Source organism: Heliomicrobium modesticaldum Ice1 (assembly GCF_000019165.1).
GTDB classification, from domain to species: domain Bacteria; phylum Bacillota; class Desulfitobacteriia; order Heliobacteriales; family Heliobacteriaceae; genus Heliomicrobium; species Heliomicrobium modesticaldum.
Window position 1 is genome coordinate 1380580 of the sequence record NC_010337.2, and the last position, 12949, is coordinate 1393528.

General features: G+C 58.4%; 14 protein-coding genes and 1 other annotated feature. All 14 genes read left to right on the forward strand.

The window, feature by feature from the left end; all coding sequences use genetic code 11:
* Positions 1 to 237 precede the first annotated feature (237 nt).
* The 14 genes from cysE (at position 238) to rpoB (ending at position 12937) form a co-directional block, all read left to right on the forward strand.
* A complete protein-coding gene (gene cysE, locus HM1_RS06160; RefSeq protein ID WP_012282449.1) occupies positions 238 to 948 on the forward strand; it encodes a serine O-acetyltransferase in 711 nt (236 codons plus the stop codon).
* On the forward strand, positions 890 to 2335 hold the full coding sequence (gene cysS, locus HM1_RS06165) for a cysteine--tRNA ligase (protein WP_012282450.1): 1446 nt from the start codon (positions 890 to 892) through the stop codon (positions 2333 to 2335). The genes cysE and cysS overlap by 59 nt, the downstream gene beginning before the upstream one ends.
* A gap of 2 nt (positions 2336 to 2337) precedes the next feature.
* Positions 2338 to 2850: a Mini-ribonuclease 3 gene (locus tag HM1_RS06170; protein ID WP_012282451.1), complete on the forward strand. Its 513-nt coding sequence runs from the start codon at positions 2338 to 2340 to the stop codon at positions 2848 to 2850.
* A 1-nt stretch (position 2851) separates the two neighbouring features.
* Positions 2852 to 3865 carry a 23S rRNA (guanosine(2251)-2'-O)-methyltransferase RlmB gene (gene rlmB / locus HM1_RS06175; RefSeq protein WP_083765175.1) on the forward strand — a complete coding sequence of 338 codons (1014 nt, stop codon included), beginning with the start codon at positions 2852 to 2854 and terminating at the stop codon, positions 3863 to 3865.
* A 16-nt stretch (positions 3866 to 3881) separates the two neighbouring features.
* Entirely contained in the window at positions 3882 to 4403 is a 522-nt protein-coding gene (locus tag HM1_RS06180) for an NYN domain-containing protein (RefSeq protein ID WP_012282453.1), read from the forward strand.
* 152 nt (positions 4404 to 4555) lie between these two features.
* Positions 4556 to 5284 (forward strand): RNA polymerase sporulation sigma factor SigH, encoded by a 729-nt coding sequence (sigH, locus tag HM1_RS06185; RefSeq protein ID WP_236995048.1) that lies wholly within the window; start codon positions 4556 to 4558, stop codon positions 5282 to 5284.
* Positions 5285 to 5503: 219 nt separating this feature from the next.
* Positions 5504 to 5653, forward strand: a complete 150-nt coding sequence (gene rpmG, locus HM1_RS06190) for a 50S ribosomal protein L33 (RefSeq protein WP_012282455.1) — start codon at positions 5504 to 5506, stop codon at positions 5651 to 5653.
* Positions 5654 to 5752: 99 nt separating this feature from the next.
* Positions 5753 to 6070, forward strand: a complete 318-nt coding sequence (gene secE / locus HM1_RS16175; protein ID WP_012282456.1) for a preprotein translocase subunit SecE — start codon at positions 5753 to 5755, stop codon at positions 6068 to 6070.
* Between the two features lie 2 nt (positions 6071 to 6072).
* A complete protein-coding gene (nusG, locus tag HM1_RS06200) occupies positions 6073 to 6597 on the forward strand; it encodes a transcription termination/antitermination protein NusG (protein ID WP_041314907.1) in 525 nt (174 codons plus the stop codon).
* Between the two features lie 40 nt (positions 6598 to 6637).
* On the forward strand, positions 6638 to 7060 hold the full coding sequence (gene rplK / locus HM1_RS06205; protein WP_012282458.1) for a 50S ribosomal protein L11: 423 nt from the start codon (positions 6638 to 6640) through the stop codon (positions 7058 to 7060).
* A gap of 61 nt (positions 7061 to 7121) precedes the next feature.
* The gene (gene rplA, locus HM1_RS06210) at positions 7122 to 7832 is read left to right on the forward strand and encodes a 50S ribosomal protein L1 (protein ID WP_012282459.1); all 711 of its coding nucleotides are present in this window, start codon (positions 7122 to 7124) and stop codon (positions 7830 to 7832) included.
* A 58-nt stretch (positions 7833 to 7890) separates the two neighbouring features.
* Positions 7891 to 8068, forward strand: a sequence feature (ribosomal protein L10 leader region).
* A 25-nt stretch (positions 8069 to 8093) separates the two neighbouring features.
* Positions 8094 to 8624 carry a 50S ribosomal protein L10 gene (gene rplJ, locus HM1_RS06215; RefSeq protein ID WP_012282460.1) on the forward strand — a complete coding sequence of 177 codons (531 nt, stop codon included), beginning with the start codon at positions 8094 to 8096 and terminating at the stop codon, positions 8622 to 8624.
* Positions 8625 to 8728: 104 nt separating this feature from the next.
* Positions 8729 to 9106 carry a 50S ribosomal protein L7/L12 gene (gene rplL / locus HM1_RS06220; RefSeq protein WP_012282461.1) on the forward strand — a complete coding sequence of 126 codons (378 nt, stop codon included), beginning with the start codon at positions 8729 to 8731 and terminating at the stop codon, positions 9104 to 9106.
* Between the two features lie 366 nt (positions 9107 to 9472).
* On the forward strand, positions 9473 to 12937 hold the full coding sequence (gene rpoB / locus HM1_RS06225) for a DNA-directed RNA polymerase subunit beta (RefSeq protein WP_012282463.1): 3465 nt from the start codon (positions 9473 to 9475) through the stop codon (positions 12935 to 12937).
* Positions 12938 to 12949: the final 12 nt, after the last annotated feature.

Here is a 12949-nt window from a genome sequence, read left to right on the forward strand (position 1 = left end):
CGACCGGGGGCGCTTTGCGGTGGTCGTGCGCCCGGGAATCGCCGGACTGAAAACGAGTAGGTCCGGACGGCTTGGCCCCGTTACCGGCTTGCCGCATCACCTGACGATGCCGGCCTGAGATGGTCCCTTGGGCCAAACAGAGTGGAACCGCGAACCGCCCTTCGCCTCTGTCCTTTGACAGAGAGGGAAGGGTTCTTCTGTTTGCTTCACTTTTTTTGACAGAGGGGGGGACTGACAATGCTTGCTCGCATCCGCAAAGACATCCAAGTCATCTTCGAACGGGATCCCGCTGCAAAGTCGGTTTGGGAGGTCGTCCTCTGTTACCCGGGCTTTCACGCCATCCTGTTCCACCGGCTGAACCACTGGCTCTACAATAAGGGATGGGTCGTCCTGGCCCGCTTCCTCTCTCAGGTGGTGCGCTTCATCACGGGTATCGAGATCCACCCGGGCGCCAAGATCGGCGAAGGCCTCTTCATCGACCATGGCATGGGCGTTGTCATCGGCGAGACGGCCGAAGTGGGCGACAACGTGACCATCTATCAGGGCGTCACCCTCGGCGGGACGGGCAAGGAAAAAGGGAAACGCCACCCGACTATCGGCAACAACGTCGTCGTTTCATCAGGCGCGCGGGTGCTCGGCTCGATCACCATCGGCGACAACGTCAAGATCGGCGCCGGCTCTGTCGTCTTGAAACCGGTGCCGCCCAACTGCACCGTCGTCGGCGTTCCCGGGCGCATCGTCGTCCGCGACGGCGTCAGCGTGCGGGACCGTCAACTCGTCGACCTGGAACACAACAAACTGCCCGATCCGGTGGCCGAGATGATCTTCTGCCTGCAGCGCAAGATCAACCATCTCGAAGAACGGATCGCACAAATGGAGGAGAACCGCGGTGAGTCTGCGAGTGTACAACACCCTCAGCAGGGAAAAGGAGACGTTTGTTCCGCATAAGGCCGGACGCGTCGGCATGTATGTTTGCGGCCCGACAACATACGACTATATCCATCTGGGCAATGCGAGGCCCCTCGTCGTCTTCGATACAATCCGCCGCTACCTGGAGCATGTAGGCTACGAGGTCGTCTATATTCAGAACTTCACCGACATCGACGACAAGATCATCCATCGCGCCAAAGAGATCGGCGAAGATCCCATCGCCATGGCTGCCCGTTTTGTGGAAGAATACTATCGCGACGCCAAAGCGCTCAATGTGCGACCGGCGACTATTCACCCCAAGGTGAGCGCCCACATGGCCGAGATCATCGCCATGATCGGGGTGCTGGTCGAGAAGGGCCATGCCTACGAACTGGGAGGAGATGTCTACTTCTCCATTCCCAGCTTCAAAGATTACGGCAAGCTTTCAGGCCGTTCTCTTGAGGATCTGCAAGCCGGCGCCCGTGTCGATGTGAACGAACGCAAGCGCCACCCTATGGACTTTGCCCTCTGGAAAGGGGCAAAGCCTGGCGAACCCTCCTGGGATAGCCCCTGGGGCAAGGGGCGTCCGGGATGGCATATCGAGTGTTCCGCCATGTCCCGCAAGTACCTCGGTGACGCCTTCGACATTCACGGCGGCGGCCAGGATCTGATCTTCCCCCACCACGAAAATGAAATCGCTCAGTCGGAAGCCTGCACCGGCACGTCCCCGATGGCCCGCTACTGGCTGCACAACGGCTTTATCACCGTCAACCAGGAGAAGATGTCCAAGTCCCTGGGCAACTTTTTCACCCTCCGGGAGATCCTGAAGAGATTCCCTGGCGACGTGATCCGCTTTTACCTCCTCTCCACCCACTACCGCAGCCCTATCGACTTTGACGACAGCAAGCTGGAAGCGGCACAAAAAGGGCTGCAGCGCCTGCGCACCAGCCGGCGCCTCATCGAGGAGGCCTTGGCCGCCAGCGGGAAAGAGGGGGCGGAACGGCCCGCCGGACAGCGGGAAAAGCTGGAAGAACAGTGGTTGGCTGCGAAAAAGGGCTTCCGCGAGGCCATGGACGACGACTTCAACACCGCCCTCGCTTTGTCCATGCTCTTTGACCTGGCTCGGGAGGCCAACACCTTCCTGCACGGCGGTTTTGCCCTGACGCCGGAAGATCGGCAACTCCTGCTCCAGGTGGCTGAAACCTTCGAAGAACTGGCCGGCGTGCTCGGCATCGACCTGGCGGGAGGGGCTGCGGCAGCCGATGACAACACCGTCGACGGCTTGATGAATCTGCTGATCGGCATCCGCGCCGAGGCACGGAAGAAAAAAGACTGGGCGACAGCTGACCGCATCCGCGACGGTCTGAAGGAACTGGGCATCGTCATCGAGGATACGCCCCAGGGCGCCCGCTGGAAGAAGGCTTGACCGTGGAAAAAAGGGATGAACCGGTGGAACCAGGTCGCACGCTGATGGGGGGCGATTGGAAGGACTGGCGCGGCAGCGTCCCGGCCGAACTGCCGTCGCCTCTGGCGCTGGCATATCTGGGCGACGCCGTCTACGAGTTGTGGGTCCGCCGGACACTGATCGAGGTCGGCGTCGTCAAAGTGGCCCAGTTGCACAAGCAGGCTGTCGAAATCGTCCGGGCCGCATCACAGGTCGCCCTGTTGCGACGCATCGAACCCTTCCTCGACGATGAGGAAAAGGAATGGGTACGCCGCGGCCGCAACGCTGACTCAGGTCGCTCTCCCCGATCGACCGATGTGGCCACCTATCGGTTATCGACAGGCTTTGAATGCCTCGTGGGATACTGGTCGCTCGCCCGGCCGGAGCGCCTGCCTTTTCTGCGGGAACAGCTCGCCCTATGGTTGGACAAGCGGGAAAACGAAAGAGGCTGCGGAAGTAACACACTTCCCGGCATGAAGGAAATGGAGCCGAAGTAGTATGAAGAGGGATAGACAAATTCCTTCCCGTGAAAAGCCCCTTCGGAAAGGGCCGAAAGAAAACCGGGGGGGGCGCGACTTTCGCAAAGGTCCATCTGGCGGTGAAAGAGGCGACCGCCACGACTTCCGCGAGGGAGCTGGCGGACCGGAAGCGCGTCGCTTCGGCAAGCCCAACGAGCCGAGCGATCATCGTGAAGGTCGCGAATCGGCAAAACTGCGTGACCGTCGCAACCGACGCATCGCCGTGGAAAGACCCGAGCCTGAGGAACGGGAGGACCTGCTGGCGGGCAGGCAGCCGGTCATGGAAGCGCTCAAATCGGGCCGCGCCATCAACAAGCTCGTCGTCGCCAAAGGCGCCCGGGAGGGCTCCATCCGGGAGATCCTGGGCATGGCCCGCGATAGAGGCATCCCCATCACCGAACTGGAGCGGACAGTCCTCGACCGGGAGGTGCGCCACCACCAGGGCATCATCGCCCATGTGGCGCCCGTTGCCTATGTCGAGGTGGAGGAGATCCTGGAAAAAGCGAAAGCCAAAGGGGAGCCGCCCTTTGTCCTGCTCCTGGACGGACTGGAGGACCCCCATAACATCGGCGCCCTCTTGCGTACGGCCGAAGGCGCCGGCGCCCATGGCGTCATCATCCCCAAACGGCGCGGCGGGGCGATCACCAGCACTGTCGCCAAAGCATCAGCCGGCGCCGTCGAATACGTGCCTATCGCCCGGGTGACCAACCTCGTCCAGACGGTAGGTCAACTGAAAAAAGCGGGGCTTTGGATCATCGGCAGCGCCATGGACGCGCCTCGACCCTATTTTCGCCAGGACTTCAGGGGCCCCGTGGGGTTGATCGTCGGCAGCGAGGGCAAAGGAATCAGCCCGTTGCTGCGGGAACACTGTGACCACCTCGTCTCGATCCCCATGGGGGGCAAGGTCGACTCGCTCAACGCCTCTGTCGCCGGCGCACTGCTCATGTATGAGCGCGTCCGCCAGCTTCAGGAAGGCGTAAAGGCGCCCCAATAAACCTATTGGGAATGCAATGAAAGACACGCTGATCGTTGACGGGTACAACGCCTTGAACGCCTGGCCCGACCTGCAGGATCTGCGCGCCCGCAGCTTCGACCACGCCCGGGATAAGCTGATCGACATCCTTATTGAGTACGCCGCCCTGCAGGGTCTGCAGCTGATCATCGTCTTCGACGCCCACCACGTCAAGGGAGGGAAGGAGCGGGTCGAGGAGCGGGCCGGCGCCCGCATCGTCTACACCCGCGAAGAGGAGACGGCCGACCGCTACATCGAGCGCCTGTTAGGGCGGCAGGTTCGCGGCAACGTCTGGGTGGCTACGGGAGACGCCGTCGAGCAGGCCATCGCCCTCGGGCGAGGGGCCTGCCGGCTCTCCGTACGGGAGCTTCACGCCCAAGTGAAGGCGTCGACGCGGGAAAAAAAACAGCGCCTGCAAGCGGGCGCAGAGGCCGATGCCCTGGACAGCCGCCTCGACAGCCGTCTCGATGCAGATCTCCGCCGGAGACTGGAACAGATGCGCCGCGGCCTGACCTCCTAAAACTGCCGATGATTGGGGGCGACTTCTTGACGGTCAAAAAGACCTTCGGGTATAATGAGGTTGTTCCCAAAGGACAACCCGCCTTCAAGCGGAACAGGGCTTCACACGAATCGGGCGATTCGAAGGGAAACTCAATAGTGGGGGCGATAGGCGTGAGTGTGAATGCCCAGAGAGAACTGTTGGACGACTTTGAGCAACTGGTGGACGAAGAAGTCGTAGAAATGGCGAAAGAGGGCGATGAAGAAGCCCTCGAATATCTGATCAACAAATACAAGAACTTCGTTCGCGCCAAAGCGAGGTCCTACTTTTTGATCGGGGCGGATCGCGAGGACATCATCCAGGAAGGGATGATCGGCCTCTACAAAGCGATTCGCGACTTTCGTTGTGATAAGCTTTCTTCCTTTCGCGCCTTTGCCGAGCTGTGCATCACCAGGCAGATCATCACGGCCATCAAGACGGCAACCCGTCAGAAGCATATCCCCCTGAACTCCTACGTCTCGTTGAACAAGCCCATCTACGATGAAGACTCCGACCGGACGCTCCTCGATGTCATTTCGGGCACCAAGATCACCGATCCGGAAGAGCTGATCATCAGCCGTGAAGAGTTCGACGATATAGAGGAAAAGATGGGCGAGATCCTGAGTTCCCTCGAATGGAAAGTTCTCATGTCCTATCTGGAGGGCAAGTCCTATCAGGAGATCGCCCTTGATTTAAAGCGGCATGTCAAATCCATCGACAACGCCTTGCAGCGGGTTAAGCGCAAGCTGGAAAAATACCTGGAAAACCGGGACGAAGAACGTCTGGATGGCGCCCTGCGCGATCGATGCCCTGCTCGGTCAGTCCCTTTTTTGACCAAAGAAATCGTGGACGATCCGAAATGATCCACCTGGAGACGGGTGGATTTTACGCCGGATAGAGATATTTTTTCGAGGGCATACTTCCTAGGGAATGCCCTCTTTTATTGTGTTTGGGACCGGCAGGAACCACCCGGGAATGTTGTTGACTTCCGTTTTTGCTTGTGCTAAAGTAATGTGAGTAATGGGCAAATTCGGACCACCCGGTACGGGTGGTTTTGTCAATGCAACGGGGGAGGTGTCGCAATGCGTGTCGGTGTTGCCCTGGCCTGCACGGAGTGCAAGCGCCGGAATTACATGACGAATAAGAACAAGAAGAACGATCCGGATCGTATCGAGTTGAAGAAGTACTGCAAGTGGTGCAAGACCCAAACGGTCCATAAGGAGACCAAGTAGGTCTGCGCTCACTGACAGTGCCGTCGCCACCCCTAATCTGCCGGACGTGGATAGCGCCATAGCTTGCGGCGAATCGGTGTTTGAGGAAGGGAAGTTCCAGTGGGCGAGATAAAAGAAACGGATAAACCTGAAAAGGTCGAGAAAACAGAAAAAGCGGCCAAGGCAACCCCGGTCAAGGACGCTGCCAAAAAAGGGGAGCCGGCAAAAAAACCTGCTGTTGCGCGTTCTTCAACGTTGGAGCGCTCCCAGAACTTCGCCCGCGGCGTAGCCAGCGAGATGAAGAAGGTTCATTGGCCGACCCGTCAGGAAGTGATCACCTACACCGGCGTCGTCCTCACCGCCGTCGTCTTCGTGGCGGCGCTGATTTTCGTCGTCGATGAGGCATTAAGTCTCACGCTGAAAGCGCTGATCAAATGACCATGGAAAAACTGTGGTATGTGATCCATACTTACTCCGGCTATGAGAACAAGGTGAAGGCCAACCTGGAGCGCCGCGTCGAATCGATGAACATGGAGGACAAGATCTTTCGGATCCTCGTTCCCATGGAAGACGAAGTCGAGATCAAAAACGGCAAGCGCAAGGTGACCAAACGCAAGGTCTTCCCCGGTTATGTCATCGTCGAGATGATCATGACCGACGACTCCTGGTATGTGGTGCGCAACACGCCGGGAGTAACCGGTTTTGTGGGTCCGGGAACAAAACCGATTCCCTTGCAGCCCAGCGAAGTGGCGCATATCCTGAAATCGATGGGCTATGATGAGGCGCGGACCCGCCATGACTTTGCGCTCAAGGAGAACGTGCGGGTGATCTCCGGGCCTTTTCAGGATTTTGTTGGCACCATCGAAGACATTCAGCCGGAAAAAGGCAAGCTGAAGGTGCTCGTCTCCATGTTTGGCAGGGAGACGCCCGTCGAGCTTGATTTTTCACAAGTAGAAAAAGTGTAAACCGGAGTGATAGACCAAAAGAAGGAGGTGGCACCAACCAATGGCAAAAAAAGTAGTCGCAGTCGTCAAACTGCAATGCCCAGCCGGCAAAGCGAACCCCGCCCCCCCGGTCGGTCCTGCCTTGGGCCAACACGGGGTTAACATTATGGCCTTTTGCAAGCAGTACAACGAAGCTACCGCAGCCCAAGCCGGTCTGATCATCCCGGTGGAGATCACGGTATATGAAGACCGTTCTTTCACCTTCGTGACCAAGACGCCTCCGGCCGCTGTTCTGCTGAAAAAAGCAGCCGGTATCGAAACGGCCTCCGGCACGCCTAACAAGAAAAAAGTCGGCAAGGTTTCTCGCGCCAAAGTGCAGGAAATCGCCGAGATGAAGATGAAAGACCTCAACGCGGCCAGCATCGAGGCGGCCATGCGCATGATCGAGGGCACCGCCCGCAGCATGGGCATTGAGATCGTCTGATCTGGAGCGCGTTGACCAGTGGGAGGGTGTAAGCCCGCCAATACCACGAGGAGGATAAGACATGCCGAAACACGGGAAAAAGTATCTGGAACAGGCCAAGCTGGTCGACCGGGATCAGGTCCTGGAAGCCCGAGAGGCCATGGATATGGTCAAGAAGCTGGCTACCGCTAAGTTCGATGAGACAGTGGAAGTCGCCTTTCGGCTCGGCGTCGATCCGCGCCATGCCGACCAGATGATCCGGGGTGCTGTCGTTCTGCCCCATGGCACCGGCAAATCCCGGAAAGTGGCCGTCTTCGCCAAAGGCGATAAGGCCAAGGAAGCCGAAGCTGCCGGCGCTGATGCTGTTGGCGCTGAGGATCTTGTAGAGAAGATCCAGGGCGGTTGGCTAGACTTTGACGTGGCGGTCGCCACGCCCGACGTGATGGGTCTCGTCGGTAAACTGGGTCGACTGCTCGGTCCCAAGGGCTTGATGCCCAACCCCAAGACCGGCACCGTCACCTTTGACGTGGCCCGGGCGATCCAAGAGATCAAAGCTGGTAAGATCGAATACCGCGTTGACAAGACGGGGATCATCCATGCTCCCATCGGCAAGGCCTCTTTCGATGTTCAGAAGCTGCTGGAGAACTACCAGACCCTGCTGGACACCCTGATCAAGGCGAAGCCGGCGGCGGCGAAAGGCCAGTACATCAAAAGCATCACCTTGTCGTCCACGATGAGCCCTGGCGTTCGCGTCAACCCGCTGAAGCCGCATGCCCTTCTGGTCCAACAGTGAATTCCGGCTTGACAACCGGAAAGCTGATGATTAGGATAGATACAGTCTCCTGACACATGAAAATTGAAAAGACTCGCTGTAGACAGCAGGTGCCGCAGGGATGCGGCTTAATGGGAAAACACCTGCCGAGGTGATTGGTCAAGATAACCTGTGAAGCGGCTTTGTGCCGCCTTCATCGGGCTGCCTTATGTTGCCAAGCCTCCGCTGTCTGCAGCGGAGGCTTTTCCGCTTTCTCACCGCAAAGGGGGTGAAACAACCCGCATGGCCAATAAACAACAAAAAGCTGCACAACTCGCTGAAATCAGAGAGACCATGGGCAAGGCCAAGTCTTGTGTGCTCGCCGACTTTCGGGGAATGACCGTCAAGGAAGCCACCGAACTGCGGAACGAGTTCCGTAAGGTCGGCGTGGAGTTTAAGGTCTGCAAAAACACCTTGACTCGCATCGTCGCCAACGAGCTCGGCATCCAAGGCCTGGATCCCTACCTGGAAGGCCCGACCGCGATCGCTTTCGGCATTGAAGACCCTGTCGCTCCCGCCAAAGTGTTGACCGAATTTGCCAAGACGACTAAGAACAAAAACTTTGCCATCAAAGCCGGTGTTGTCGAAGGCAAGGTCATCACTGTTGACGGCGTCAAGGCCCTGGCTGACTTGCCGTCGCGCGAAGTCCTGCTGGCCCAAGTCCTCGCTGGTATCCAAGGTCCCCTCGTCGGTCTGGTCAATGTCCTGCAAGGTCCCATCCGCAAACTGGGCTACGCCCTGGAAGACCTGCGCAAACAAAAGGAAAGCGCCTGAGGCCAGCCGCCTGAGCGCATAACCTGTGCTCACTTCCTTTGCGGAGGATCGGCGCAAGAGCAACCCTCAAACCATGATAATATTAAATGGAGGAATTCAATACCATGAGCAAGATCAATGAAATCATCGAAGCGGTCAAAGGCTTGACCGTTCTCGAACTGGCCGAACTGGTCAAAGCCTTCGAAGAAGAATTCGGTGTCAGCGCTGCCGCTCCCGTCGCCATGGCCGCCATGCCCGTGGCCGCCGCTGCTGCCGCTCCTGCCGAAGAACAAACCGAATTCGACGTCATCCTGAAAGCCGCCGGCGACAAGAAAGTCAACGTCATCAAAGTTGTCCGCGAAATCACCGGCCTGGGCCTCAAAGAAGCGAAAGACCTCGTTGACGGCGCTCCCAAACCCGTGAAAGAGAAAGTCTCCAAAGAAGAAGCCGAGTCCATCAAGAAGAAGCTTGAAGAAAGCGGCGCTACTGTCGAAGTCAAGTAATTTCGCTTCGGGAGCATTTAAAAAAGCAGGGCGGATCCCTCCGTCCTGCTTTTTTTCACTCCAGATATTTTTCTGGCAGCGGCGCACTGTCGTTGACAGTTTACACCTCTTATGCTAATATTATAACTTGCGATTGTGACCATGATCGGTGTCTTCGCTCCAACGAGAGTGCCTTTTGCCGAGAATAAGTTCGGTTTTGACAGGGTAGAATACCCGGATATGAGGGGGAGCCTGGGTGGACTCGCCGGGGAGGGAGTCTATTGCCGCAATCGTAGAAAAGAAACCTGGTCGTAGAGGGTAGGTGAAGACAGACCCTCGAATCGGTGTTTCTTTTGTTTTGCTATCACGATACAAGAGGTGAATCGGATGGTATATCCTGTGCAATGTGGGCCTCGCGAGCGATGGACCTTTGCCCGCATCCAGGAAGTCATGGACATGCCCAATCTGATAGAAATCCAGCAGAACTCCTATCGCTGGTTTCTCGAAGAGGGCTTGCGCGAGATGTTCCGCGATATCTCGCCCATCCAGGACTTCACGGGGAACCTGATCCTGGAGTTCATCGACTATGCCCTGGGCGAACCCAAATACAGCGTGGAAGAATGCAAGGAACGCGATGTCACCTTTGCGGCCCCTTTGCGCGTCAAAGTCCGCCTGATCAACAAAGAAACGGGTGAGGTCAAAGAGCAGGAAGTCTTCATGGGCGACTTCCCGTTGATGACGGACAAAGGCACCTTCATCATCAACGGCGCTGAACGGGTCATCGTCAGCCAGCTCGTCCGCTCGCCCGGCGTCTACTACAATGAAGCCATCGACCCACCGAGCGGCAAAAAGCTCTTCGGCGCCACCATCATCCCCAACCGAGGCGCCTGGCTGGAATTTGAAACCGATATCAATGACAACATCTTTGTGCGCATCGACCGCACCCGCAAGCTGCCGGCGACCGTGCTCATCCGGGCCTTGGGGTATTCTAACAATGCCCAAGTGCAGGAACTCTTCGACGGCGACGAGCGGATCCGGATCACCCTGGAACGGGATAACACGGAAAACACGGAAGAAGCGCTCGTTGAGATCTATAAACGCCTCCGTCCCGGCGAGCCTCCGACAGTGGACAGCGCGCGGAGCCTGCTGGAGACCCTTTTTTTCGATCCCAAGCGATACGACTTGGCCAAAGTCGGCCGCTATAAGATCAATAAACGCCTCGGCATCAGCGTGGAACGAGAGGTCCGCCACCTGACCAAGGATGATATCATCGCCGCCATCCGAGAACTGCTCAAGTTGATGCAGGGCGACGGACGGGCCGACGATATCGACCATCTGGGCAACCGCCGCCTCCGCTCTGTCGGTGAACTGTTGCAGAACCAGTTCCGCATCGGTCTCTCACGGATGGAACGGGTTGTCCGCGAGCGCATGACGATCCAAGATGTGGAGGTCATCACGCCGCAGGTGCTGATCAACATCCGCCCTGTCGTGGCCGCCATCAAGGAGTTTTTCGGCTCCTCCCAGCTCTCCCAGTTCATGGACCAGACGAACCCCCTGGCTGAGCTGACCCACAAGCGCCGCCTCTCCGCCCTCGGTCCCGGCGGTCTATCGCGGGAACGGGCCGGCTTCGAAGTGCGCGACGTTCACCACTCCCACTATGGGCGCATGTGCCCCATCGAAACGCCGGAAGGTCCTAACATCGGTCTGATCGGCTCCTTGTCCACCTTTGCGCGGATCAACGAGTACGGCTTCATCGAAACACCCTACCGTAAGGTCGACAAGGAGCGCGGCGTCGTCACCGACCAGATCGACTACCTCACCGCCGATGAGGAAGACAAGTATATCGTGGCCCAGGCCAACGCCCCCCTGGATGAGGAAGGGCGCTTCAAGGAAAAGCGGGTCAACGCCCGTCACGGCCATGACATCCTCGTCGTCCCCGTCGAGAAGGTCGACTATATGGACGTTTCTCCTAAACAGGTCGTCTCCATCGCCACCGCCCTGATCCCCTTCTTAGAGCATGACGACGCCAACCGCGCTCTGATGGGCGCCAACATGCAGCGTCAGGCGGTGCCTCTCTTGCGCACCGACGCCCCCTATGTGGGCACCGGGATGGAGTTCAAGGCCGCCTACGACTCGGGCGTCTGCGCCATCGCCCGCAAAGCCGGATACGTAGAGCGCGTCACCGGCGACGAGATCCTCATCCGCTGTGACGACGGCACGACAGAGCATCACAAACTGCTCAAGTTTCTCCGTTCCAACCAGGGTACCTGCATCAATCAGAAGCCCATCTGCCACAAAGGGCAGCGCATCGAGGCCGGCCAGATCATCGCCGACGGCCCCTCGACCGATCAGGGCGAATTGGCCCTGGGCCGGAACGTCCTCGTCGCCTTCATGACCTGGGAAGGCTATAACTACGAAGACGCCATCTTGGTCAACGAAAAGCTGGTCAAAGAGGATTACTTCACCTCTATTCATATTGAAGAATATGAATGCGACTCCCGCGACACCAAGCTGGGCCCGGAAGAGATCACCCGCGACATCCCCAACGTAGGCGAGGAGGTCTTAAAAGACCTGGACGATCGCGGCATCATCCGCGTCGGCGCCGAGGTCCGCCCCGGTGACATCCTCGTCGGCAAGGTCACCCCCAAGGGCGAGACGGAACTGACGGCAGAAGAACGGCTCTTGCGGGCCATCTTCGGTGAAAAGGCGCGGGAAGTGCGCGACACCTCCCTGCGCGTCCCCCACGGGGAAGCCGGCAAGATCGTCGATGTGAAGGTGTTTTCACGGGAAAACGGCGACGAGCTGGCGCCTGGCGTCAACCAACTGGTGCGCGTTTACATCGCTCAAAAGCGGAAAATCTCCGAGGGCGACAAGATGGCCGGCCGCCACGGCAACAAGGGGGTTATCTCCCGGATCATGCCGGAGGCCGACATGCCCTACCTGCCCGACGGTACGCCTGTCGAAATCGTGCTCAACCCCCTGGGTGTTCCCTCGCGGATGAACATCGGTCAGATCCTGGAGACCCACCTCGGTTGGGCTTCTAAGCACATGGATCGCGGAGTCCTCATCGAAGGGAAGCCGAGCGGTGAAAAAGGGATCCGCGTGGCCACGCCCGTCTTCGACGGCGCCACGGAGGATGATATCTTTGAATTCCTCACTAAAGCCGGCTTGCCCAAGGCGAATGAAATAGCCTTGACGGACACCCGGACCGAGAGCCTGCGCGAGTCCATGGCCGCCGTTCCCCTTGGCAAATCGATCCTCTATGACGGCCGGACGGGTGAGCCCTTTGACAACCCGATCACCGTCGGCTATATGTACATGTTGAAACTGGCCCACCTCGTTGACGACAAGATCCATGCTCGTTCGACCGGTCCCTACTCGCTTGTCACGCAGCAGCCCCTAGGTGGCAAGGCCCAGTTCGGCGGCCAGCGTTTCGGCGAGATGGAGGTCTGGGCGCTTGAGGCCTACGGGGCCGCCTACACCCTGCAGGAGATCCTCACCGTCAAGTCGGACGACGTGGTCGGTCGTGTGAAAACATACGAAGCGATCGTCAAGGGCGAGAACATCCCCGAACCGGGCGTGCCCGAATCCTTCAAGGTATTGATCAAGGAACTGCAGAGCTTAGGTTTGGATGTCAAAATCCTCTCGGAAGACGAACGAGAAATCGAGATCAAGGAAGTCGAGGAAGACGTGGCCGAGACAGCCAAAGAACTCGGCATCGACATTCAAGGCGAGGATAGGTCGGAAAGGGCCGGCGAACCTGCATCGCCCGATGAGATGGACGATGAAGAGGAGATCGATTACGCCGCCGGCTTTCTGCAGGATGCCCTAGAAGAACTGGAAGAAGACTGAACCGCCCCAAGG

What these genes read in the sequence shown, in the direction of transcription:
- cysE (WP_012282449.1), top strand. Translation starts at nt 238, where the DNA reads ATGCTTGCTCGCATCCGCAAAGACATCCAAGTCATCTTCGAACGGGAT.
- rlmB (WP_083765175.1), top strand. Translation starts at nt 2,852, where the DNA reads ATGAAGAGGGATAGACAAATTCCTTCCCGTGAAAAGCCCCTTCGGAAA.
- HM1_RS06180 (WP_012282453.1), top strand. Translation starts at nt 3,882, where the DNA reads ATGAAAGACACGCTGATCGTTGACGGGTACAACGCCTTGAACGCCTGG.
- rpmG (WP_012282455.1), top strand. Translation starts at nt 5,504, where the DNA reads ATGCGTGTCGGTGTTGCCCTGGCCTGCACGGAGTGCAAGCGCCGGAAT.
- nusG (WP_041314907.1), top strand. Translation starts at nt 6,073, where the DNA reads ATGGAAAAACTGTGGTATGTGATCCATACTTACTCCGGCTATGAGAAC.
- rplK (WP_012282458.1), top strand. Translation starts at nt 6,638, where the DNA reads ATGGCAAAAAAAGTAGTCGCAGTCGTCAAACTGCAATGCCCAGCCGGC.
- rplA (WP_012282459.1), top strand. Translation starts at nt 7,122, where the DNA reads ATGCCGAAACACGGGAAAAAGTATCTGGAACAGGCCAAGCTGGTCGAC.
- rplJ (WP_012282460.1), top strand. Translation starts at nt 8,094, where the DNA reads ATGGCCAATAAACAACAAAAAGCTGCACAACTCGCTGAAATCAGAGAG.
- rplL (WP_012282461.1), top strand. Translation starts at nt 8,729, where the DNA reads ATGAGCAAGATCAATGAAATCATCGAAGCGGTCAAAGGCTTGACCGTT.
- rpoB (WP_012282463.1), top strand. Translation starts at nt 9,473, where the DNA reads ATGGTATATCCTGTGCAATGTGGGCCTCGCGAGCGATGGACCTTTGCC.